The sequence below is a fragment of the Streptomyces sp. NPDC001373 genome (genome assembly GCF_042895815.1).
GTDB lineage: Bacteria > Actinomycetota > Actinomycetes > Streptomycetales > Streptomycetaceae > Streptomyces.
Window position 1 is genome coordinate 117,145 of the sequence record NZ_JBIAWQ010000005.1, and the last position, 19,256, is coordinate 136,400.

General features: G+C 73.5%; 17 protein-coding genes and 1 pseudogene. 9 read left to right on the forward strand and 9 right to left on the reverse strand.

Annotated elements, in window-relative coordinates; genetic code table 11:
* Positions 1–96 precede the first annotated feature (96 nt).
* From ACFY15_RS13855 to ACFY15_RS13875, 5 genes are all read left to right on the forward strand, one after another.
* Entirely contained in the window at positions 97–738 is a 642-nt protein-coding gene (locus ACFY15_RS13855) for a hypothetical protein (RefSeq protein ID WP_390825549.1), read from the forward strand.
* Positions 735–1,943: an MAB_1171c family putative transporter gene (locus ACFY15_RS13860; RefSeq protein WP_390825550.1), complete on the forward strand. Its 1,209-nt coding sequence runs from the start codon at positions 735–737 to the stop codon at positions 1,941–1,943. The genes ACFY15_RS13855 and ACFY15_RS13860 overlap by 4 nt, the downstream gene beginning before the upstream one ends.
* Positions 1,940–2,848 carry a DNA-binding protein gene (locus ACFY15_RS13865; RefSeq protein ID WP_390825551.1) on the forward strand — a complete coding sequence of 303 codons (909 nt, stop codon included), beginning with the start codon at positions 1,940–1,942 and terminating at the stop codon, positions 2,846–2,848. The genes ACFY15_RS13860 and ACFY15_RS13865 overlap by 4 nt, the downstream gene beginning before the upstream one ends.
* A 97-nt stretch (positions 2,849–2,945) precedes the next feature.
* Positions 2,946–3,425 carry a DUF3574 domain-containing protein gene (locus tag ACFY15_RS13870; RefSeq protein ID WP_390825552.1) on the forward strand — a complete coding sequence of 160 codons (480 nt, stop codon included), beginning with the start codon at positions 2,946–2,948 and terminating at the stop codon, positions 3,423–3,425.
* A 137-nt stretch (positions 3,426–3,562) separates the two neighbouring features.
* The gene (locus tag ACFY15_RS13875) at positions 3,563–5,626 is read left to right on the forward strand and encodes a SpoIIE family protein phosphatase (RefSeq protein WP_390825553.1); all 2,064 of its coding nucleotides are present in this window, start codon (positions 3,563–3,565) and stop codon (positions 5,624–5,626) included.
* A 14-nt stretch (positions 5,627–5,640) separates the two neighbouring features.
* On the opposite strand, the gene ACFY15_RS13880 is transcribed toward ACFY15_RS13875, so the two are convergent.
* Positions 5,641–8,442 carry a SpoIIE family protein phosphatase gene (locus ACFY15_RS13880; RefSeq protein ID WP_390689421.1) on the reverse strand — a complete coding sequence of 934 codons (2,802 nt, stop codon included), beginning with the start codon at positions 8,440–8,442 and terminating at the stop codon, positions 5,641–5,643.
* Complete coding sequence (locus ACFY15_RS13885; protein WP_390689422.1) at positions 8,439–9,425, reverse strand: GlxA family transcriptional regulator; 987 nt, start codon at positions 9,423–9,425, stop codon at positions 8,439–8,441. The genes ACFY15_RS13880 and ACFY15_RS13885 overlap by 4 nt, the downstream gene beginning before the upstream one ends.
* A 113-nt stretch (positions 9,426–9,538) precedes the next feature.
* Here ACFY15_RS13885 and ACFY15_RS13890 point away from each other — a divergent pair, with 113 nt between their 5' ends.
* Positions 9,539–10,135, forward strand: a complete 597-nt coding sequence (locus tag ACFY15_RS13890) for a cysteine hydrolase family protein (protein WP_390689423.1) — start codon at positions 9,539–9,541, stop codon at positions 10,133–10,135.
* Positions 10,136–10,217: 82 nt separating this feature from the next.
* Here ACFY15_RS13890 and ACFY15_RS13895 read toward each other — a convergent pair whose 3' ends face one another.
* A complete protein-coding gene (locus ACFY15_RS13895) occupies positions 10,218–11,366 on the reverse strand; it encodes a glycerate kinase (RefSeq protein WP_390689424.1) in 1,149 nt (382 codons plus the stop codon).
* Between the two features lie 143 nt (positions 11,367–11,509).
* Here ACFY15_RS13895 and ACFY15_RS13900 point away from each other — a divergent pair.
* The 3 genes and pseudogenes from ACFY15_RS13900 (at position 11,510) to ACFY15_RS13910 (ending at position 13,429) form a co-directional block, all read left to right on the forward strand.
* A pseudogene (locus tag ACFY15_RS13900) lies at positions 11,510–12,393 on the forward strand (BCCT family transporter).
* A gap of 51 nt (positions 12,394–12,444) precedes the next feature.
* A complete protein-coding gene (locus ACFY15_RS13905; RefSeq protein WP_390689425.1) occupies positions 12,445–12,945 on the forward strand; it encodes an NUDIX domain-containing protein in 501 nt (166 codons plus the stop codon).
* A gap of 55 nt (positions 12,946–13,000) precedes the next feature.
* Positions 13,001–13,429, forward strand: a complete 429-nt coding sequence (locus ACFY15_RS13910; RefSeq protein ID WP_366452972.1) for a hypothetical protein — start codon at positions 13,001–13,003, stop codon at positions 13,427–13,429.
* Between the two features lie 3 nt (positions 13,430–13,432).
* On the opposite strand, the gene ACFY15_RS13915 is transcribed toward ACFY15_RS13910, so the two are convergent.
* The 6 genes from ACFY15_RS13915 to ACFY15_RS13940 form a co-directional block, all read right to left on the reverse strand.
* Positions 13,433–13,939 (reverse strand): methylated-DNA--[protein]-cysteine S-methyltransferase, encoded by a 507-nt coding sequence (locus ACFY15_RS13915; protein ID WP_390689426.1) that lies wholly within the window; start codon positions 13,937–13,939, stop codon positions 13,433–13,435.
* Entirely contained in the window at positions 13,936–15,477 is a 1,542-nt protein-coding gene (locus tag ACFY15_RS13920) for an AlkA N-terminal domain-containing protein (RefSeq protein ID WP_390825554.1), read from the reverse strand. The genes ACFY15_RS13915 and ACFY15_RS13920 overlap by 4 nt, the downstream gene beginning before the upstream one ends.
* 364 nt (positions 15,478–15,841) lie before the next feature.
* Positions 15,842–16,702, reverse strand: coding sequence for a CDP-diacylglycerol--serine O-phosphatidyltransferase (pssA, locus tag ACFY15_RS13925; RefSeq protein WP_245692688.1), 861 nt, complete (start codon positions 16,700–16,702; stop codon positions 15,842–15,844).
* Entirely contained in the window at positions 16,689–17,345 is a 657-nt protein-coding gene (locus ACFY15_RS13930) for a phosphatidylserine decarboxylase (RefSeq protein ID WP_390689428.1), read from the reverse strand. The genes pssA and ACFY15_RS13930 overlap by 14 nt, the downstream gene beginning before the upstream one ends.
* A gap of 186 nt (positions 17,346–17,531) precedes the next feature.
* A complete protein-coding gene (locus tag ACFY15_RS13935) occupies positions 17,532–18,737 on the reverse strand; it encodes an acyl-CoA dehydrogenase family protein (protein ID WP_362146470.1) in 1,206 nt (401 codons plus the stop codon).
* A 2-nt stretch (positions 18,738–18,739) separates the two neighbouring features.
* Positions 18,740–19,252, reverse strand: a complete 513-nt coding sequence (locus ACFY15_RS13940) for a MaoC family dehydratase (protein WP_042811289.1) — start codon at positions 19,250–19,252, stop codon at positions 18,740–18,742.
* Between the last annotated feature and the right edge of the window lie 4 nt (positions 19,253–19,256).

A 19,256-nucleotide genomic window follows, 5' to 3' on the forward strand; every position in this document is an offset into this window, starting at 1 on the left:
GAATGGCCGGATAGAACTCACCGCGCGCGGTGGGGAGTTGGCTGTATGGCATCATGGCCGCGTTGTCGACCGCTGGGTCCGCCGGAGGACTGAGGGATGAAGTTACCTGGCTCCGCGTTACCGGCGTCGGAGGACCGGACGCTCAGGCGTCGCCTGAAGAAGGTGCGCCGGACCTGCGAGGGGCTGCTCGCGGAATGGGGCATGGAGCACGGCTGCGGCATCGACGAACTCCACGCATATCTCAGCGCGCAGCGCGGGCGTCCGATCCATTTGATTCCGACGGCCTTCCCCGAACGCCACCTGTTCGGCATATGGCTGAAAACGGATGACTTCGACATCATCGCCTTCGAGAAGGCGGCTTCGGCATCGCACAAGGAACACATCATCGCCCACGAACTCGCCCATATCGCCTTCGACCACAAAGGGTCCCTGCAACTGGACCAGGCCGACCCCGGTGCGCCGGAGCCGGACGGCGCGCAAGAGGTGCGAGAGGCGGGGGAGGTGGGGGAGGCGGGCCCGCTGTTCTCCGACGTCGACCCCGAGGCCGTCCGCGGCGTGCTGATGCGCTCGCGCTACAGCGACGACGAGGAGCAGGAGGCCGAGACCATGGCCTCCCTGATCCTGGCCCGGGCCAACAAGCGCTGGACCGAGCCCGCCTGGGGAGTGCCGGACGAGGCCGCCGAGATCGTGGCCCGGATCGAGAGCGGTCTGGGCCGGCCCGAGCAGGGGCCCGCGTGATCTACGCGATCCTCGCCTGGGTCTGCGCTTTCGTCGGCCTGGCGGCCTTCGCCTACCGGCTCCCGGACCTGCTGCGGCGCCGGCACGACGTGGCCCTGTGGGCGCTGTGCACCTACTTCCTCTGCTCGGGCATCAGCTTCCTGGTCGACCTGGACCTGCTGCGGCTGCACATCTCCGCCTTCTTCGGGCTGCCCAACATCACCTCGCTGATCACCCAGGCGGCGGTCGTGGTGCTCACCGCCGCCCAGCAGGTCGTCCTCGTCTACTGGTCCTCGCCCCCCGCCGAGGCCCGGCGCATGGCGCGCAACCGCGTCCTGGTCTTCGGCGGCGCGCTCGCCGTGCTCGTCGCCTCCTCCTTCGCGGTCGGACCGGTGGCGCACTCCGAGACGGCGACCTCCACGATCCTGCTCAGCATCCAGCACGGCGGATACGCCCTCTACATGTCCTTCTACCTGCTGATCTGCGCCGTCGGGCAGTTCGAGACCGTACGCCTGTCGCTGCGCTTCACCACCATGGCGAACCGCCAGTGGCTCAAGGTCGGCATGCGCACCGTCACCGTCGGCGCCAGCATGATCCTGGTCTACTGCGTCACCCGCGGCGTCCAGATCGCCGGGACCCGCCTGGACTTCGACGGCAGCGCCCTCGACCCCGTCCAGTGGACGGCCGGCAGCGTCGGCGCCCTCCTCCAGATCGCCGGCTGGACCATCCCCTCCTGGGGCATCCGCATCACCCGCGCCCGGGGCTGGGCCCGCTCCTACCGCTCCTACCGCCGGCTGCGGCCCCTGTGGTGGGCCCTCTACCAGGCCTCGCCCGACATCGCCCTGGACCCGCCCCGGTCCTGGCTGCGCGACCTGGTCCCGCCCCGGGACCCGCACTACAGCCTCTACCGCCGCGTCATCGAGATCCGCGACGGCCAGCTGATCCTGCGCACCTCGCTCTCCCTCGAGGACTTCGCGCGCGTGGCCCGCTGCCTGGGCCTCCCCGAGGACCCCACCTCGCCGCTGGGCGAGGCCCTCCAGGTCCGCGCCGTCCTGAGCCGGCCGGCCGAGGAGCGGGCCGAGCGCGCCGACGCCTCCGAGATCCCGGCGCGGCCCCCGTACGAGGACTTCCGCGACGAGGTGGAGTGGCTGAGCCAGGTGGCCTCGTCGTTCAACCGGCTCAGCCAGGGCCGCCCCGGGCCGGTGGACGCCGGCCTGCTGTCATGACGGCACCGGAGCGGGAGCCCGACGGCCCCGAAGGCCTGGTCCCGCTGGCGCTGCGCACCGTCGCACGCCTGGTGGCCCTCGACGCCGGGCGGGGCGCGGCCGCCGCCGTGCCCGCCGTACGGGAGGCCGTGCGTGCGATCCCGCAGCTGTCGGCGGACCCCGCCGCCCTCGGCGGCCTCGGCCCCGACCGGCTCGCGGCCCTCGCCGAGCTGGCCGAGGTCATCGGCTGGATCCTCTTCGACGCGGGCCACTACCGCCCCGCCCACCGGATGAACGCCCGCTCCCTGGCCCTGGCCGGGCTGTGCGGGGACCGCTGGACGGCCCGGCTGACCCTGCTCAACCACAGCCTGCTCGCCACCCACACCGGCCGGCCGCGCGCCGCCCTCGCCGCCGCCGCCAGGGTGCCCGGGCCCCGCCCGCTGCCCGCCCGGGTCGCCAGTCTCGTCCTGATCCGCCGGGCGCACGCGATCGCCGTGCTCGGCGGCGGCCGGGAGCCCCTGGAGCTGATCGCCCGCGCCCAGAGCCGATTCCTGGACGGGATCTCCCGCCGGGACCCGCACTGGGCCTGGTGGATCGACCAGACCGAGCTCCTCGGCCACCAGGGCTGGGTCCAGGCCCGGCTGCGCCGCTGGGACCGGGCCATCCCCCTGCTGTACGAGGCGGCCGGCGCCCCCGGGCCCTCCTACCGGCACCTGTTCACCGCGGAGCTCCTCGCGGCCCTCGCCGGGGCCGGAGCCTGGCGGGAGGCCGAGGAGCTCATCGGACGGGTCGCCCCCCGCGCCGCGGGCATCGGCTCGGCCCGCACCACCGAGACACTTGCCGCCACCGCGGCCGCTCTGCGCCGCCGCTCCGGCGCCCCGGCCTCGCTGCGGGACGCGGCCGCCTTCCTCCGGGAATCCCTGTAGGCCTGACCGGCCCCGGCCGCCCCTCCCGGACGGATCCCGCCGGGCGGGCCCCCCGACGCGACACGGACACACACCCACTCACAGACAGGACGACGACATGCGCTCCCCAAGGATCTCCACGCCCGCGGCCGGCCTGCTGGCCGCGGCGGCCCTCCTCTTCGCCTTCGGCGGCCCGGTGTCGCAGGCCGCCTTCGGCACGCCCGCCGCCTCCGCCGCCCCGCCCGCACAGCCCGCCGTCGAGCAGGGCAGCCCGTACATCTCCACGCACCTCTACTTCGGTACGGGCCGGCACAACGGGAACCCGCCGATCACCGAGGAGGAGTTCAACAAGTTCGTCGCCGACGTCGTCACCCCGCGGTTCCCGTCCGGGCTGACCCTCCAGGAGGGGCGCGGCCAGTGGCGTGACAAGGAGGGCGACATCAACCGCGAGAGATCGTACGAGCTCACCGTGATGTACCCGGTGCGCGAGGCCGCCGCCCGCAACGCCGACATCGAGTACATCCGGCGCCTGTACTGCAAGACCTGGGAGCTGGAGTCCGTGGGCCGGGCCGACGTCCGCGCCCAGGTGGACTTCTGACGGGACCGGCGCACGCCCGGCGCCGGGGGGCGGATCGGCCCCCCGGCGCCGCCCCGACCCCGCCGCAGCGCCCCGCGCCGAGCCCTCGGATAGGGTGAATCGGTACGCATGTGACCCCTCGGGGTGAGGTCGGTGCATTGGACACGTACCAGTCGACGAGCAGGGTGCCCGATCCGCCGGAGGCGGCCGTCGGGTACGCGGGCGTGCTCCGCGAGCTGCTGCCGATCGCCCTGTGGAGGGAGGACGCGGACGGGCGCGTCGTGGAGTGGTCCCTGGCCGCCCAGGAGCTGCTGGGCCACCGCCCCGAGGACGTCCTCGGCCGCCCCGGCGCCGCCGTCCTCGTCCCCGAGGCCAACCGCGCCCTCGCCGACGACCTGACCCGCCGCGTCCAGGCCGGCGAAACCGTCGTCGGCACCCTGCCCGTCCGCCACCGCGACGGCCACCGGGTCGCCATGGAGATGTGGATCGTGCCCGCAACCGACCCGAGCGGCCGCCGGGGCGCCATGCTCATCGCCGTCGAGACCTCCCAGGTCCTGCACATGCGGGACTCCCTCGCCGCCCTCCAGAGCCTCTTCACCCAGTCCCCGATCGGCCTCGCCACCCTCGGCCCCGACCTGCGCTTCCTGCGCGTCAACGACGCCCTCGCCCGGATGAACGGCGTCTCCGCCGCCGAGCACCTCGGCAGGCGCCTCACCGAGGTGGTCCCCGGGGTCAACGCCACCGCCCTGGAGGCCACCATGCGGCAGGTGCTCGAACGGGGCACCGCCGTCCTCGACGTCCGCCGCACCGGCCGCACCCCCGCCGACCCCGACCACGACCACACCTGGTCCTGCTCCTACGCCCCGCTCCTCGACGGCTCCGGCCGCACCCTCGGCCTGATCGCCTCCCTCATCGACATCACCGAGGGCCAGCGCGCCCAGCTGGAGGCCGAACGGGCCCGGACCCGCTTCGCCCTCCTCGCCGAGGCCGGCACCCGCATCGGTACCACCCTCGACCTGGGCCGCACCGCCCAGGAGATCGTGGACCTGCTGGTACCGCAGCTCGCGGACTCGGCCGACGTGCAGCTCCTCGAATCCGTCCTCGACCCCGACGAGACCGCCGCGGCCGCCGCCGCCACCCACGGGCTCATGCGCCGCCTCGCGGCCTCCTTCCCCGATCCCGACGCCCCCACCGCACGCCTGGCCGCCAGCCAGACCTTCCAGATCCCGGCGGGGACGGTCTACGAACGGGTCGTCGCCGACGGCCTGCCCATGAACCTCTACGCCTCCGACGTCCCCGCCCTGATCACCGACCCCCGCGCCGACGCCCTGCGCGCCTACCTCGCCCATCTCGGCTCCGCCCGCCTGGTGCCGCTCGTCGCCCGCGGCAAGGTGCTCGGCGCCGTCGCCGTGACCCGGCTGCGCAGCCGCGAGCCCTTCGACGCGCAGGACTGCGTCCTCATCGACGAACTCGTCGCCCGAGCCGCCCTCAACATCGACAACGCCCGCATGTACACCGCCCAGCGCCACGCCGCCCTCACCCTCCAGCGCAGCCTCACCAACCACGCCCTCCCGCGCGTCCCCGGCCTCGAACTCACCGGCCGCTACCTGCCGGCCAGCGACCACGATGTCGGCGGCGACTGGTACGACGTCATCCAGCTGCCCCGCGGCCGCACCGGCCTGGTCATCGGCGACGTCATGGGCCACGGCATCCACGCCGCCGCCGTCATGGGCCAGCTGCGCACCGCCGTGCGCACCCTCGCCCGGCACGACGTGCCGCCGGCGCGGATGCTCCGTTCGCTGGACGCCGTGGTCTCCGACCTCGGCGAGGACGAGATGGCCACCTGCGTCTACGCCGTCCACGACGCGGCCACCGGCGGCTGCGTCATCGCCCGCGCCGGCCACCCGCCGCCCGCCGTGGTCGCCCCCGACGGCACGGTCACCTTCCTGCGCGGACCCTCCGGCACCCCCCTGGGCACCGGTGGCCGTGCCTTCCGCACCGAAACCGTCCCGCTGCCCCCCGGCAGCCTCCTCGCGCTCTACACCGACGGGCTGATCGAGGCCCGCGACCGGGACCTCGACGAGGGAATGGAGCGGCTCGCCCGGGCCCTGGGCCGGCCCGCCCGGCCGCTGGAGGAGCTCTGCGACGGCATCCTGACCCGGCTGCTGCCCTCCGCCCCCCAGGACGACGTCGCGGTCCTGCTGGCCCGCACCAGCGCGTAGGCCCGCCCGTCACCTCACCAGCCCAGGTCGCCCAGCGCGTCCAGGTCCAGGGCGAGCGGCAGCGGCGGCTCCGCGCCCGCCGAGCGTGACAGCTCCGCCCAGATGACCTTGCCCCGCTGCGTGTAGCGGGTGCCCCAGCGCTCCGCGTACTGCGCGACGAGGAACAGCCCCCGGCCGCCCTCGTCGGTGGTGGCCGCGTAGCGCAGGTGCGGGGAGGTGCTGCTGCCGTCGGAGATCTCGCAGATCAGGTTCCGGTCGTCCAGCAAACGGACCCGGATCGGCTCGTCCGCGTACCGGATGGCATTGGTGATCAGCTCGCTGAGGATCAGCTCGACGGTGAACGACAGCTCCTCCAGCCCCCAGGTCTTCAGCTGCGCGGCCGCCGCGCGGCGCACCCGGGAGACGGCCGCCGGGTCGTCGGGCACCTCCCACTCCGCGATCCGGTCCGGGTCCAGCCGACGGGCCTCGGCGATCAGCAGCGCGATGTCGTCGCTCGGCGCGGGGAAGAGCATCGCCGCGAGGACGTCCGCGCAGGCCTGGTCGGGGCTGCGGCCCGGCCGGGCCAGGGTCCGGCCCAGCAGCTCCAGCCCGGCGTCGAAGTCCCGGTCGCGGTCCTCCAGCAGCCCGTCCGTGAACAGCACCAGCCGGCTGCCCTCGGGCAGGATCAGCCCCGCCGCCTCGAAGGGCATCCCGCCCACACCCAGCGGCAGCCCGGTCGGCAGTTCGGGGAACTCCACCCGCCCGTCCGGGTGGACCAGGGCCGGTCCCGGGTGGCCGGCGCTCGCCATGACGCAGTGCCCGGACACCGGGTCGTAGACGGCGTACAGGCAGGTGGCGCCCGTGATGCCGGCCGGTTCCTCGGACCCGTCGCCCAGCCGGTCGCCGGGCGCCTCGCCCCCGGCCGCTGCGCCGCCCTCCAACTGGTCGATCCGGTCGATCAGCTCGTCCAGATGGCCCAGCAGCTCGTCGGGCGGCATGTCCAGCGTCGAGAAGTTGTGCACGGCCGTGCGCAGCCGGCCCATCGTGGCCGCCGCGTGCACCCCGTGCCCGACCACGTCGCCGACCACCAGCGCCACCCGCGCCCCGGGCAGCGGGATCACGTCGAACCAGTCCCCGCCCACCCCCGCCTTCGCCGGCAGGTACCGGAAGGCCGTCTCCACCGCGCTCAGATCGGGAAGCACCCGCGGCAGCAGGCTGCGCTGGAGGGTCACGGCGGTGGCGTGCTCGCGGGTGAAGCGGCGGGCGTTGTCGATGGAGACGGCCGCGCGCGCCCCCAGCTCCTCCGCGAAGGAGAGGTCCTCCTCGTCGAAGGCCTCCGGGGTGTCCGCCGCCCGCCAGAAGTTCGCCATGCCCAGCACCACCCCCCGCGCCTGGAGCGGTACGGAGATCAGCGAGTGGAACCCGTACTCCAGCGCCACCCTGGTCCCGGTCGCGTCGGCCGCCCGCCAGCCCATCGCGGCGTGCAGGTCGGCGGCCAGCACGGCGTGCCCGGCGTCCAGGGCGGCCGCCATCGGAGCCGTCGGCACCGCGAAGAAGATGGTGTCCCCGACCGGCTGGAGCGGCTGGCCGGTGCGCACCCCGCTCATCGCCGCCCGCCGCATCCGGGTGTGCATGCCCTCCACCGGCGAGGGCTCGTCCCCGCGCAGCACCGGTTCCAGCAGCTCCACGGTGACGAAGTCCGCGAAGCGCGGCACGGCCACCTCCGACAGCTCCTCCGCGGTGCGCACCACGTCCAGGGTGGTGCCGATGCGCACTCCCGCCTCGTAGAGCATCTGGAGCCGTTCGCGGGCCACCTCGGCGCGGCCGGAGAGCGAGGCGAGCTCGGTGGTGTCGCGCAGCGTCACGACGCTGCCCTCCAGCCGCCCGCCGAAGGGCGCGGTGGGCCGGAGGTTGAGGGCCAGGAGCCGGTCGCCCGCCAGGTGCACCTCGTCGGTCGCCACCCGGCCGGAGAGCAGCAGTCCGGCGATGCCGGGATCGAGGCCGAGCTCGCCGACGTGCCGCTGTTCGGCGTCGGGCGGCAGGTCGAGCAGCCGGCGCGCCTCGTCGTTGGCCAGCAGCAGCCGGTGGTGGGCGTCCACGATGAGCACGCCCTCGCGCACGGCGTGCAGCACCGCCTCGTGGTGCTCGTTCATCCGCGCCAGCTCGGCGGCGCCCAGGCCCCGGGTCTGGCGCCGCAGCCGCCCGCTGACCAGGGCGGCGCCGGCGGTGCCCAGCAGCAGGGCGCCCACGGCGGCGCCGATCAGCAGGGGGATCTGCCCCTCGACGGTATGGCCGACGTTCTCGATCTCTATGCCGGTGGAGACCAGCCCGACCACCTTGCCCTGCGCGTCCCGTACGGGGACCACGGCGCGGACCGCGTCACTGGGGGCGCCCCGGAACACCTCCGTGAAGGACTGCCCGGCGGCGGCCCGGGTGAAGTCGCCGGTGGCGCGTTTGCCGATCAGCTCGGGGCGGGAGTCGGTGTAGCGGATCCCGTCCGGGGTCATGACGGCGATGAAGTCGAGTCCGGAGGCCTTGCGGGCGCCGTCGGCCAGGGGCTCCAGCTCGGCGGTGGGGTTCGCCGAGTCCAGGGCGGCGGGCAGGCCGGGGGCGCGCGCGAAGGCCTCGGCGGCGGCGAGCGAGCGGTTGCGGGCGTCCTTCTCGCTGTCGTGGCGGGCCTGGAAGACCAGGGCCAGGGCGGCGGCCGTGATCAGCAGCAGCACGATCAGGGCCTGGAGCGAGAACACCTGGCCGGCGAGACTGTCCCGGGCCAGCGAGAGGCGCGCGAGCAGGCTCGCCGGCCGCGTCTCCCTGTTCCGACCCGAACGTCCGGTCATGAGCCCTTTCTAACACTGTCACCGGTCAGGGGAGCGTTGGCGGCCGCCGTGCGGTACGCGCGGGGCCCGCGCCCGAAGGCCGCCCTGAAGTGCTGGCGGAAGGTGACCTCGCTGGCGAAGCCCGCCCGGCGGGCCACCTCGGGCACCGGATGGTCGGTGCGCTCCAGGAGCTTGCGGGCCTCGTCCAGCCGACGGCTCAGCAGCCACTTGTGGGGCGTGGTCCCGGTCGAGGCGGCGAAGTGCCGGGCGAAGGAGCGCGGGGACATCCCGGCCCAGCGGGCCAGCGTGGCCACGTCCAGCGGCTCGTGCAGCCGGCGCAGGGCCTGCTGGCGGACGGCGGCCAGCGCCTCGGCGGTCCGGTCGGCGGCCGGGGTGGGCCGGTCCAGGTACTGGGCGTGGTCCCCGGTGCGGAAGGGGCCGGTCACCATCGAACGGGCGATGGCGGCGGCGGCCTCCGCGCCGTGGGCCTCGCGCACCAGGTGCAGGCACAGGTCGATGCCCGAGGCCACCCCGGCGGAGGTCCACAGCCCGTCGTCCTCCACGAAGAGCGGGGCCTCTTCCACCAGCACCGCCGGGTGACGGGCGGCCAGCTGCGGGGCCAGCCACCAGTGCGTCACCGCCCGCCGCCCGTCCAGCAGCCCCGCCTCGGCCAGGACGAACGCCCCCGCGCACAGCGCGGCCACCGGTACCCCCCGGGCGTGCGCCCGGCGCAGGGCGGCCAGCACCGGCGCGGGCGTCGGGTCGGAGGGCTCCGCCAGGGCCGGCACGACGACCAGGTCGGCCTCGTCGAGCCAGTCCAGGCCCCGGTCGGGGGCGAGGGTGAGCCCGCCGGGCAGCGTGATCGGCCCGGGCTCCAGGGCGCAGCGGCGCAGCTCGAACGGGGGTACGCCGGAGCGGCTGCGGTCGGGGCCCCAGACCTCGGTGACGACGGCGAGGTCGAAGGCGCGGATCCCGGGCTGGGCGACGATCGCGACGCGGTGCATGCGGCCACTCTGCCAGAGACCGCTCCGGCGATCCTGCCAGTCTGGCAGGATCTCATCGTTCGGCGTCCCCGCAGCCCCTGGGGCGCCGGGAGTCCGGCGGACATGATCGATCCATGACCGAGAACGCGATCGAGATCGCCCCCAACAGTGCCCTGATCGTCATCGACGTGCAGAAGGGCTTCGACGAGGCCTCCTTCTGGGGGCCGCGCAACAACCCGGACGCCGAGGACAACATCGCCGCCCTGATGGACGCCTGGCAGGAGTCGGGCCGCCCGGTGGTGCTGGTCCAGCACGCCTCGCTGCGGCCCGGCTCCGTCCTCGCCGCCGACCACCCGGGGTACGCCTTCAAGGACTTCGTCGCCGAGCGGACCGGGCAGGAGTCCCTCCTGATCACCAAGACCGTCAACTCGGCCTTCTACGGCACCCCCGACCTCGCGGACTGGCTGGAGGGCCGGGGCATCCGCCAGCTGGTGGTCGTCGGCATCCAGACCAACATGTGCGTCGAGACCACGGCGCGGATGGGCGGGAACCTCGGCTACGAGGTGCTGGTCCCGCTGGACGCCACCCACACCTTCGACCTCGCCGGTCCGGCCGGCCGGACTCTCACCGCCGACCAGCTGGCCGCGGCCACCGCGGTCAACCTCCACGGCGGCGGCTTCGCCCGGGTGACCACCACCGCCGACCTGCTGGCGGCGGCCGGGCCCGCGTAGCGGATGCGCCGCCCGCCGGCCGCCCCCGGACACGGCCGAGGCCCGGCACCCCCGCGGGGGTGCCGGGCCTCGGAGCCGGGGACTACAGGACGTCGGCGGCGATGTTCTCCGCGACGCGCTCCAGCAGCGGGCCGGCGTTCGGGATGGACTTGGCCGGGTCGGGCTCCAGGTCCGTCAGCGGGTACGCCTTGCGGATCCCGGCGGCCTCCAGGGCCTCCTGGCCCAGCAGCAGCCGGCCGCACACCGCCACCACCGGCTTGCCGGCGGCCCGCGCCGCGGCCGCGACACCGGCCGGGGCCTTGCCGTGCAGGGTCTGCTCGTCCAGGGAACCCTCACCGGTGATCACCAGCGTGGCCCGCTCCAGCGCCGGGGCGAAGCCCAGCACCTCCAGCATCAGCTCGATGCCCGGGCGGAAACTCGCACCCAGCAGCAGAGCGCCGTAGCCGATGCCGCCCGCGCCGCCCGCGCCGGGGGAAGCGGCGAGCTCGGCGGCCCGGGAGCCGATCGCCTTCTCCAGCACCTGCGCGTAGTGGCCGAGTGCCGCGTCGAGCGTCGCCACGTCCTGCGGCGAGGCGCCCTTCTGCGGGCCGTACACCGCGGCGCAGCCCTTGGGGCCGGTCAGCGGGTTGTCCACGTCGCTCGCCAGGACGAAGTCCACGTCCGCGAAGCGCGGGTCGATCCCGGAGAGGTCCGCCGACGCCAGCGACGCCAGCGCGCCGCCGCCGGGGCCCACCGGTTCGCCGTTCGCGTCCAGGAACACCGCGCCCAGCGCGGCGAGCATGCCCGCGCCGCCGTCGGTGGTGGCGCTGCCGCCCACGCCGAAGACGATCGAGCGCGCGCCCGCGTCCAGCGCGGCCTTCAGCAGCTCGCCGGAGCCGTACGTGGTCGCCGTGAGCGCGGCGAAGGTGCCCGCGGGGAGCAGCTGGAGCCCGGAGGCCTCCGCCATCTCGACCACGGCGGTGCCGTCGCGGAACGCGAACGCGGCCGTGACCTGCTCGCCGACGGGGCCGGTGACCCGGACCTCCCGGCGTTCGAACCCGGCCGCCACGGCGGCCGCGACCGTGCCGTCGCCGCCGTCCGCGACGGGGAGGGTCTCGACCTCCACGCCGGGTACGGCCCTGCGGAGGCCGGCCGTCACCCGCTCCGCGACCTGAACAGCCGTGAGCGAGCCCTTGAATTTGTCCGCGGCGATGAGTACGCGCGCGGCCTCAGTTACTGCTCCGTCCGTCACCTTGCTGATCCCTTGCTATCGAACAGTGCAGTCGCGCCGCCATGAGCTTATCCGGAGGATCCTCCTATGCCCATGAGTGGCCTGGGCCACATGCGGCGCGCCATGCGCGTAAATAGGGATATGTGGCTGCATAGTGTGGCCGCATGAGCGCGGAATCACTGCAACAGGCTCCTCCGGACGCCTCCGGCGCGGGCTCCGGAGGCACGCCGGACGGCAGCCCCGACCGGACGGTCGTCACCGCCGGAGTGGTCGCCGTGCTGGCCGTCGTCGCCTGGGCGGCCCTCGGCAAGGAGTCCTTCGACACCGCCTCCGGCTCCGCGCTCGCCTGGGTGCTGGACAACTTCGCCTGGCTCTTCGTGACCGCCGCCGACGTCTTCCTCGTCCTGTGCGTGGTCCTCGCCGTCAGCCGCTTCGGCCGGATCCGGCTCGGCGCCGACGACTCCGAGCCCGAGTTCGGCAACCTCGCGTGGATGGCGATGATGTTCAGCGCCGGATGGGCATCGGCCTGATGTTCTACGGCGTCGGCGAGCCCCTCACCCACTACCTCGCCCCGCCGCCCGCCAGCGGAGCCGCCCCCGCACCGGCGACGCGGCCCGCGCCTCCCTCGACTACTCCTTTCATCACCAGCGCCGACTCCGCCTCCCTGGTCATGGGCTCCCTCACCAGCCGCGGCTCCCTGCACCCGCCCACCTGGCTCGTCGTCACCTGGGGCGTCCTGATGGCCGCCGTCGCCGCCGTTCTGCTCGTCGCGGGCGGCCTGAAGTCCCTCCAGACCGCGACCATCCTCGTCGCCCTGCCCTTCGTCGTCGTCATGCTCCTGCTGTGCTGGGCGCTGCTGCGCGAACTGCGCGAGGACCCCGGTGCCGGACCCTCCCGCCACCCCGCCCTGCACGGGCTGCGCGACGCCGTACGGGCCACGGTGGGCGAGGCCGTCGAGGAGGCCGGCCAAGGCCGCCACCTCCGGCCGCGCCGCGCCGCCGCGGCCCGCGGACGCGACCGCGGGGACGGACCGGACCCGCACGGGTGAGCCGCGGGCCCGCCCCGCCCGGGGCCCCGGACCGCCCGTTAGGGTGGCGGCGTGACCACCACGGATGACTACGCCACCTACATCGCGAGCCTGCCCCGGGTGCTGGCCGGCGCGGCCGCCCTCTACCGCGACGAGCGGGGCCGGGTCCTGCTCGTCGAGCCCAACTACCGTGAGGGCTGGGCCCTGCCGGGCGGCACCGTCGAATCCGACCGCAACGAGTCGCCGCGCACCGCCGCCCGCCGCGAGAGCGCCGAGGAGATCGGCCTCGACCTCCCCCTCGGCCGCCTCCTCGCCGTCGACTGGAGCGTGGGCGAGGGCCGCCCGCCGCTGGTCGCCTACCTCTACGACGGCGGCGTGCTCGACGCCGGGCAGCTGGCCTCCCTCACCCTCCAGGAGGAGGAGCTGCTCTCCTGGAAGCTCGTCGAACCCGCCGAACTCCCGGCGTACCTCCTGGGATCGCTCGGCCGGCGCACCCAAGAGGCCTGCCGCGTCCTGGAGTCGGGCGAGGGGACCGTGGAACTCGAGAACGGCCGGCGCCCCGGGAACACCTGACACCACCCGGGACCAGGCCTGTCCCGAACCCCTCCACCCAGGGCAGAATCAACAGATGATCACGATGTACGCCTGGCCCAGCACGGCCGACGGCCCCGACGCCCTCCCCATGGTCCACTTCACCACCGAAGAGCAGTCGGGCGGTGAGCTCTCCCCGGAGGGGATGCCGGTCTGGCTGTTCGACACGGCGATACGCGAGGGCGGCTGGGCCTCCTTCGAGGACTTCGAGGCCTGGGCCGCGCCCGCCGAGGGCTGGCAGGCCTTCTACCGCCGGGAGGACGACGTCCTCGCGGTCACCGGCCCCGGCCCGTGCGAGGGCTGGTACCAGGGCCGGCTGGGCGCCGACGACGACTGGGTGAAGGCCGCCGCGACCCAGCAGAGCGTGGTCCTGCTCGCCGCCCCGGTCCAGCACCCCTCGCTGTACGCCTACGCCGTCGAGGCGGGCGCGGGCTTCGCGCTCCTGGTCCCCCTGGCCGTGGTCTGACGCCTACCGGACGCCGCCGGCGCTCTCGAACTCCAGCAGCCGCACCTTGCGCTCGATCCCGCCGCCGTAGCCCGTCATCGAGCCCGAGGCGCCGATCACGCGGTGGCAGGGCACGATGATCCCGACCGGGTTCTTCCCGTTGGCCAGGCCCACCGCACGGGAGGCGCCCGGCCTGCCCAGCTCGGCGGCGAGCCGCCCGTACGACCAGGTCTGCCCGTACGGGATCCGGACGAGCTGCTCCCAGACGCTGCGCTGGAAGTCGGTGCCCTCCAGCCGGACCGGGACGGTGAACTCGGTCAGCTCCCCGGCGAAGTACGCGGCGAGCTGCCGCACCACCTCCGGGAACGGCTCCTCCTCCTGCGCGACGCGCTCGCCGAAGGACTCCTCGGCCGGGCGGTGGCGCTGTCCGGTCATGTACAGCCCGCTGAGGACGCCGTCCGTGGCGACGAGGGTGAGCGGCCCGTAGGGGCTGTCGACGACCGTGTGGTGCTTGCTGCTGGTGCTGCTCACGAGGGTGCTCCTTCGACGGGTGCCACGGGTGCCACGGGTGCTGCGGGGGGTGCGGGATCCACGGGCATGCGGTTGATCGGATGGTCGTCCGTCGCCCACAGGTACTGGACGGCGTACGCGCGCCAGGGCCGCCAGCCGGCCGCGCGGGCGGTCAGCGCCGCGGGCGTGGACGGCAGCCCCAGCCCCTGGGCGGCCTTGCGGACCCCGAGATCCGACGGGACGAACGCGTCGGGGTCGCCCAGCGCGCGCATCGCGATGATCTCGGTGGTCCACGGCCCGAAGCCGGGCAGGGCGTTCAGCCGGGCGCGGGCCGCCTCCCAGTCGCTGTCGATGCCCAGCGGCAGGGAGCCGTCGGCCAGGGCCGCGACGAGGGTGGTGAGCGTGGCGCGGCGGCTGCGCGGCATGGACAGCGCCTCGGGGTCGAGGCCCGCCAGCGCCCCGGGGGAGGGGAACAGGTGGGTCAGCCCGCCCCGCGGGTCCTCGACGGGCTCCCCGTACGCGGTCACGAGGCGGGCCGCGTGGGTCCGCGCGGCAGCCGTGGACACCTGCTGGCCGAGGACCGCCCGTACGGCGAACTCCGCCGCGTCGACGGTACGGGGCACCCGGCGCCCGGGCGCCTTGTCCACGAGCGGCGCCAGCAGCGGGTCGGTGCGCAGCTGGTCGTCCACGGCCTCGGGGTCGGCGTCCAGGTCGAGCATCCAGCGGCAGCGGCTGATGGCGATGGTCAGGTCCCGCAGGTCCGTCAGCGCGAGCCGGCAGCCGATGTGGTCGGGGCCGGGGGTCAGGGCGACGATCCCGGAGCCGTGGGGGAGCCGGAGCGTCCGCCGGTAGGCGCCGTCGCGCCACTCCTCGACGCCGGGGACGGCGGTGGCGACGAGGTGCCCGAAGAGGTTGTCGGGGTTCAGCGGGGCCCGGTAGGGGAGCCGCAGGCTGATGGTCCCGGGGATCCGCGGTTCGTCCCGCCCCGTGCCCCGCCGGCCCGCGCGCGTCCGCAGCTCGCCGGGGGTGAGGGCGAAGACCTCGCGCACCGTCTCGTTGAAGTTCCGGATGGAGGAGAACCCGGCGGCGAAGGCCACGTCGCCCATCGGGAGCTCGGAGGTCTCGATGAGCAGCCGGGCGGTCTGGGCGCGCTGGGCCCGGGCCAGGGCGAGCGGGCCGGCGCCGAGCTCGGCGCCCAGCTGCCGTTCGACCTGCCGGGCGGAGTAGCCGAGCCGGGCGGCGAGCCCCGGGACCCCCTCGCGGTCCACGACCCCGTCCTGGATGAGCCGCATCGCGCGGGCGACGGCGTCGGCGCGGGCGTTCCACTCGGGTGACCCGGGGCTGGTGTCGGGGCGGCACCGCTTGCAGGCCCGGTAGCCGGCCTGCTGGCAGGCGGCGGCGCTGGGCAGGAAGCTCATGTTCTCGACCTTGGGCGGCACGGCCGGGCAGCTGGGCCGGCAGTAGATGCCGGTCGTCCGGACCGCGGTGAAGAACCACCCGTCGAAACGGGCGTCCTTCGACTGCACGGCCCTGACGCAGCGGTCGGTGTCGGTGTACATGGCTCCAGCATCCCGGCCCGGGGGGTGCGCGGGCTGGCGGTTTTCCGACATCAAGCCTAGCCCTCCCAGGGGGCGGCGGTGCCGCTGCGCGGAGCCGTCTCCCCGCCCCGCCCTTCCTCCGTTCCCGCCTCAATCGCCGGCGCGGCTGAAAGCCTCGGGGCTCCGCCCCGGACCCCCTACGTGCGCTCGAACTCCCCCGGCTACCGCTGGGAGGTGCCCCCTGCGCGGGCCGGATGTGCGCAGCACATTCCCGCCCCGCCGGCGTTCGAGGCGCGGGGGTCTGGGGGCGGAGCCCCCAGGGAACGGCGAAGGCCCCGGGGGCCAAGTGGCACCCCGGGGCCTTCGAGACCCATGCGCGGCCGCGCTACGGCAGCTGCGCCGCCCGCGCCTCGCGCCGGTTGTGGCGGAACGTGTTCGCCCGCCGCGTCGTCGCGAACAGCGGGATCGTCGCCGCGAGGGCGATCTGCAGCGCGCAGCCCGTCTGGAGCAGCAGCTGCCCGCCCGGCGCGTCGAACGCCCAGGCGGCGAGGAGGCCCATCGCCCCGACGATCCAGCTCAGCATCGCAGCCGCGAGGACGCCCCGCGGCTTCGGGTACTCGACCCGGCTCACCATCAGCCAGGCCACGCCCACGATCGCCAGCAGCGTCGGGACGAACGGCAGCTCCAGCAGCACGATCGAGACGACCGTCAGCGCGCCGAAGGGGCTCGGCATGCCCTGGAACATGCCGTCCTTCATCGTCACGCAGCTGAATCTCGCCAGGCGCAGCACGACCGCCAGGAGGACCACGATCGCCGCCAGCGCCGACACCTTCTGGTGCGCGTCGTCGGCGACCATGCCGTAGACCAGCACGAAGTACGCCGGCGCGAGGCCGAAGCTGATCAGGTCGGACAGGTTGTCCAGCTCGGCGCCCATCGGGGAGCTGCGCAGCTTGCGGGCCACGATCCCGTCGAAGAGGTCGAAGACCGCCGCGAGCAGCATCAGTATCACCGCGGTCGCCGCGCTGTGCCGGGCCATGCCGGACTCGCCGCTGCCGGTGAGGTGCGGGATGAGGATCCCGGTGGTGGTGAAGTACACCGCCATGAATCCGCAGGTCGCGTTGCCCAGGGTGAGGGTGTCCGCTATCGACAGCCGCAGCGAGAGCGGCATGTCGTCCTCGGCGGACTCCTCCGGGGCGGACTCGGGCACCCAGCCGGTGGCAGGAGTCTCGGGGTCAGTCACGGTCAATTCGGGTCACCCCCGCGGTGGTGGTCTGACCGACCTCGACCGCGACCTCGACGCCCTCCGGGAGGTAGATGTCGACGCGGGAGCCGAAGCGGATCAGACCGATGCGTTCGCCCTGCTCCACCTTGGTGCCGGCCGGCAGGTACGGGACGATGCGACGGGCGACGGCGCCGGCGATCTGCACCATCTCGATGTCGCCGAGCTCGGTGTCGAAGTGCCAGACGACGCGCTCGTTGTTCTCGCTCTCCTTGTTGAACGCCGGGACGAACCCGCCGGGGACGTGCTCCACGGACGTCACCGTGCCGGCCAGCGGCGCACGGTTGACGTGGACGTTCAGCGGGCTCATGAAGATCGCGACGCGAGTGCGCCCGTCCTTCCACGGCATGATGCTCTGCACCACACCGTCTGCGGGCGAGATCACACGGCCCTGGGCGATCTCGCGCTCGGGGTCGCGGAAGAACCACAGCATGCCCGCCGCGAGCGCGGTGGTGGGCACGGCCACCGCGGCCCAGCGCCCGGACTTGCGGGCCCGGGCGAGGCTGAGGGCCGCGGTGGCAACGGTCGGCAGAAGCCACGGCGATGCTCCGCGCGCGAGGCGTACGCCGAGTCGGCTGTCGCGAGGTGCAGAGGTTTGGCTGTGGGGCATGGATGACCTTCGTAGCGGGTGATTGCCGCGCCGCAAACGGGGGGACGGGACGGCGGCTTTACTGGAATGCTATCGGTTGCGCGCAACAACTGGGCAAGCCAGAAGCCGAGTCGATGGCCCCCAGCCAGTGACTGGCGGTGACTCTCCCACGGAAAACCGCGGGATGAATCACCGCAAAAGGGACTTTCAGCCCTGGACTCGGTACTCCTCGAGGAGGCGGCGCCCGATGATCATTTTCTGGATCTCGGCGGTACCTTCACCGATCAGAAGCATCGGGGCCTCCCGGTAGAGGCGCTCGATCTCGTACTCCTTCGAGAATCCGTAGCCGCCGTGGATGCGGAAGGCATCCTCGACGACCTCCTTGCAGTATTCGGACGCGAGGTACTTCGCCATCCCGGCTTCGAGGTCGTTTCGTTCCCCGGAGTCCTTTTTGCGTGCTGCGTTCACCATCATGGCATGGGCGGCTTCGACCTTGGTAGCCATCTCGGCCAGCTTGAACTGAATGGCCTGATGCTGGGCGATCGCCTTGCCGAAAGTGTGACGTTGCTGGGCATAGGAGACACCCAGCTCGAATGCACGCTGAGCGACGCCACAGCCACGGGCCGCCACGTTGACGCGGCCGACCTCGACGCCGTCCATCATTTGGTAAAACCCTCGGCCCGTCTGCCCCCCGAGCACCCGATTGGCCGGAATGCGCAGCCCGTCCATGATCAGCTCGGTCGTGTCGACGCCCTTGTAGCCCATCTTGTCGATCTTGCCCGGGATGGTCAGGCCCGGACGGACCTCGCCGAAGCCCGGCTCCTTCTCGACGAGGAAGGTGGTCATCGACTTGTGCGGGGCCGTGCCCTCGGGGTGTCCTTCGTCACTCCGGCACAGAACCGCGACCAGGGTCGAGGTGCCGCCGTTCGTCAGCCACATCTTCTGGCCGTTCAGGACGTACTCGTCGCCGTCCTTGACCGCCTTCGACGTGATGGCCGACACGTCGGAGCCCAGCCCCGGCTCGGACATCGAGAACGCGCCGCGCACCTCGCCCAGCGCCATGCGCGGGAGGAAGTACTCCTTCTGCTCCTGCGTGCCGTGCTGCTTGAGCATGTACGCCACGATGAAGTGGGTGTTGATGATGCCCGAGACGGACATCCAGCCGCGGGCTATCTCCTCGACGCACAGCGCGTAGGTGAGGAGCGACTCACCCAGGCCGCCGTACTCCTCGGGGATCATCAGGCCGAAGAGGCCGAGCTCCTTGAGCCCGTCGACGATCTGCTGCGGGTACTCGTCGCGGTGCTCCAGCTCGGTCGCGACCGGGATGATCTCCTTGTCGACGAACTCGCGGACGGTCTTCAGGATCTCCTGCTGGACGTCCGTGAGCCCGGCGGTCTGGGCGAGTCGGGCCATGGCTACTTCCCCTGTTCCTTCAGCTCGGGCCGGCCGGGCTGTTCGCCGCCGCGCGCCTTGATGTACGTCTCGGTCGGGACCATCACCTTGCGCCGGAAGACGCAGACGAGGGTGCCGTCCTGCTTGTAGCCCTTGGTCTCCACGTACACGATCCCGCGGTCGTCCTTCGACTTCGACGGGGTCTTGTCGAGGACCGTGGTCTCGCCGTAGATCGTGTCGCCGTGGAAGGTCGGCGCCACGTGCCGCAGGGACTCGATCTCCAGGTTGGCGATGGCCTTCCCGGAGACGTCCGGCACGGACATGCCCAGCAGCAGGGAGTAGATGTAGTTGCCCACGACGACGTTCTTGCCGAAGTCGGTCGTGTTCTCCGCGTAATTGCTGTCCATGTGCAGCGGGTGGTGGTTCATGGTCAGCAGACAGAAGAGGTGGTCGTCGTACTCCGTGACCGTCTTCCCGGGCCAGTGCTTGTAGACCGCGCCGACCTCGAACTCTTCGTAGGTGCGTCCGAACTGCATGGGG

Bases quoted from the DNA above. Each gene is read 5' to 3' on its own strand.
- ACFY15_RS13855 (WP_390825549.1), top strand. From the start codon at position 97: ATGAAGTTACCTGGCTCCGCGTTACCGGCGTCGGAGGACCGGACGCTC.
- ACFY15_RS13865 (WP_390825551.1), top strand. From the start codon at position 1,940: ATGACGGCACCGGAGCGGGAGCCCGACGGCCCCGAAGGCCTGGTCCCG.
- ACFY15_RS13870 (WP_390825552.1), top strand. From the start codon at position 2,946: ATGCGCTCCCCAAGGATCTCCACGCCCGCGGCCGGCCTGCTGGCCGCG.
- ACFY15_RS13880 (WP_390689421.1), bottom strand. From the start codon at position 8,442: ATGACCGGACGTTCGGGTCGGAACAGGGAGACGCGGCCGGCGAGCCTG.
- ACFY15_RS13885 (WP_390689422.1), bottom strand. From the start codon at position 9,425: ATGCACCGCGTCGCGATCGTCGCCCAGCCCGGGATCCGCGCCTTCGAC.
- ACFY15_RS13890 (WP_390689423.1), top strand. From the start codon at position 9,539: ATGACCGAGAACGCGATCGAGATCGCCCCCAACAGTGCCCTGATCGTC.
- ACFY15_RS13910 (WP_366452972.1), top strand. From the start codon at position 13,001: ATGATCACGATGTACGCCTGGCCCAGCACGGCCGACGGCCCCGACGCC.
- ACFY15_RS13920 (WP_390825554.1), bottom strand. From the start codon at position 15,477: ATGTACACCGACACCGACCGCTGCGTCAGGGCCGTGCAGTCGAAGGAC.
- ACFY15_RS13930 (WP_390689428.1), bottom strand. From the start codon at position 17,345: ATGCCCCACAGCCAAACCTCTGCACCTCGCGACAGCCGACTCGGCGTA.
- ACFY15_RS13935 (WP_362146470.1), bottom strand. From the start codon at position 18,737: ATGGCCCGACTCGCCCAGACCGCCGGGCTCACGGACGTCCAGCAGGAG.
- ACFY15_RS13940 (WP_042811289.1), bottom strand. From the start codon at position 19,252: ATGCAGTTCGGACGCACCTACGAAGAGTTCGAGGTCGGCGCGGTCTAC.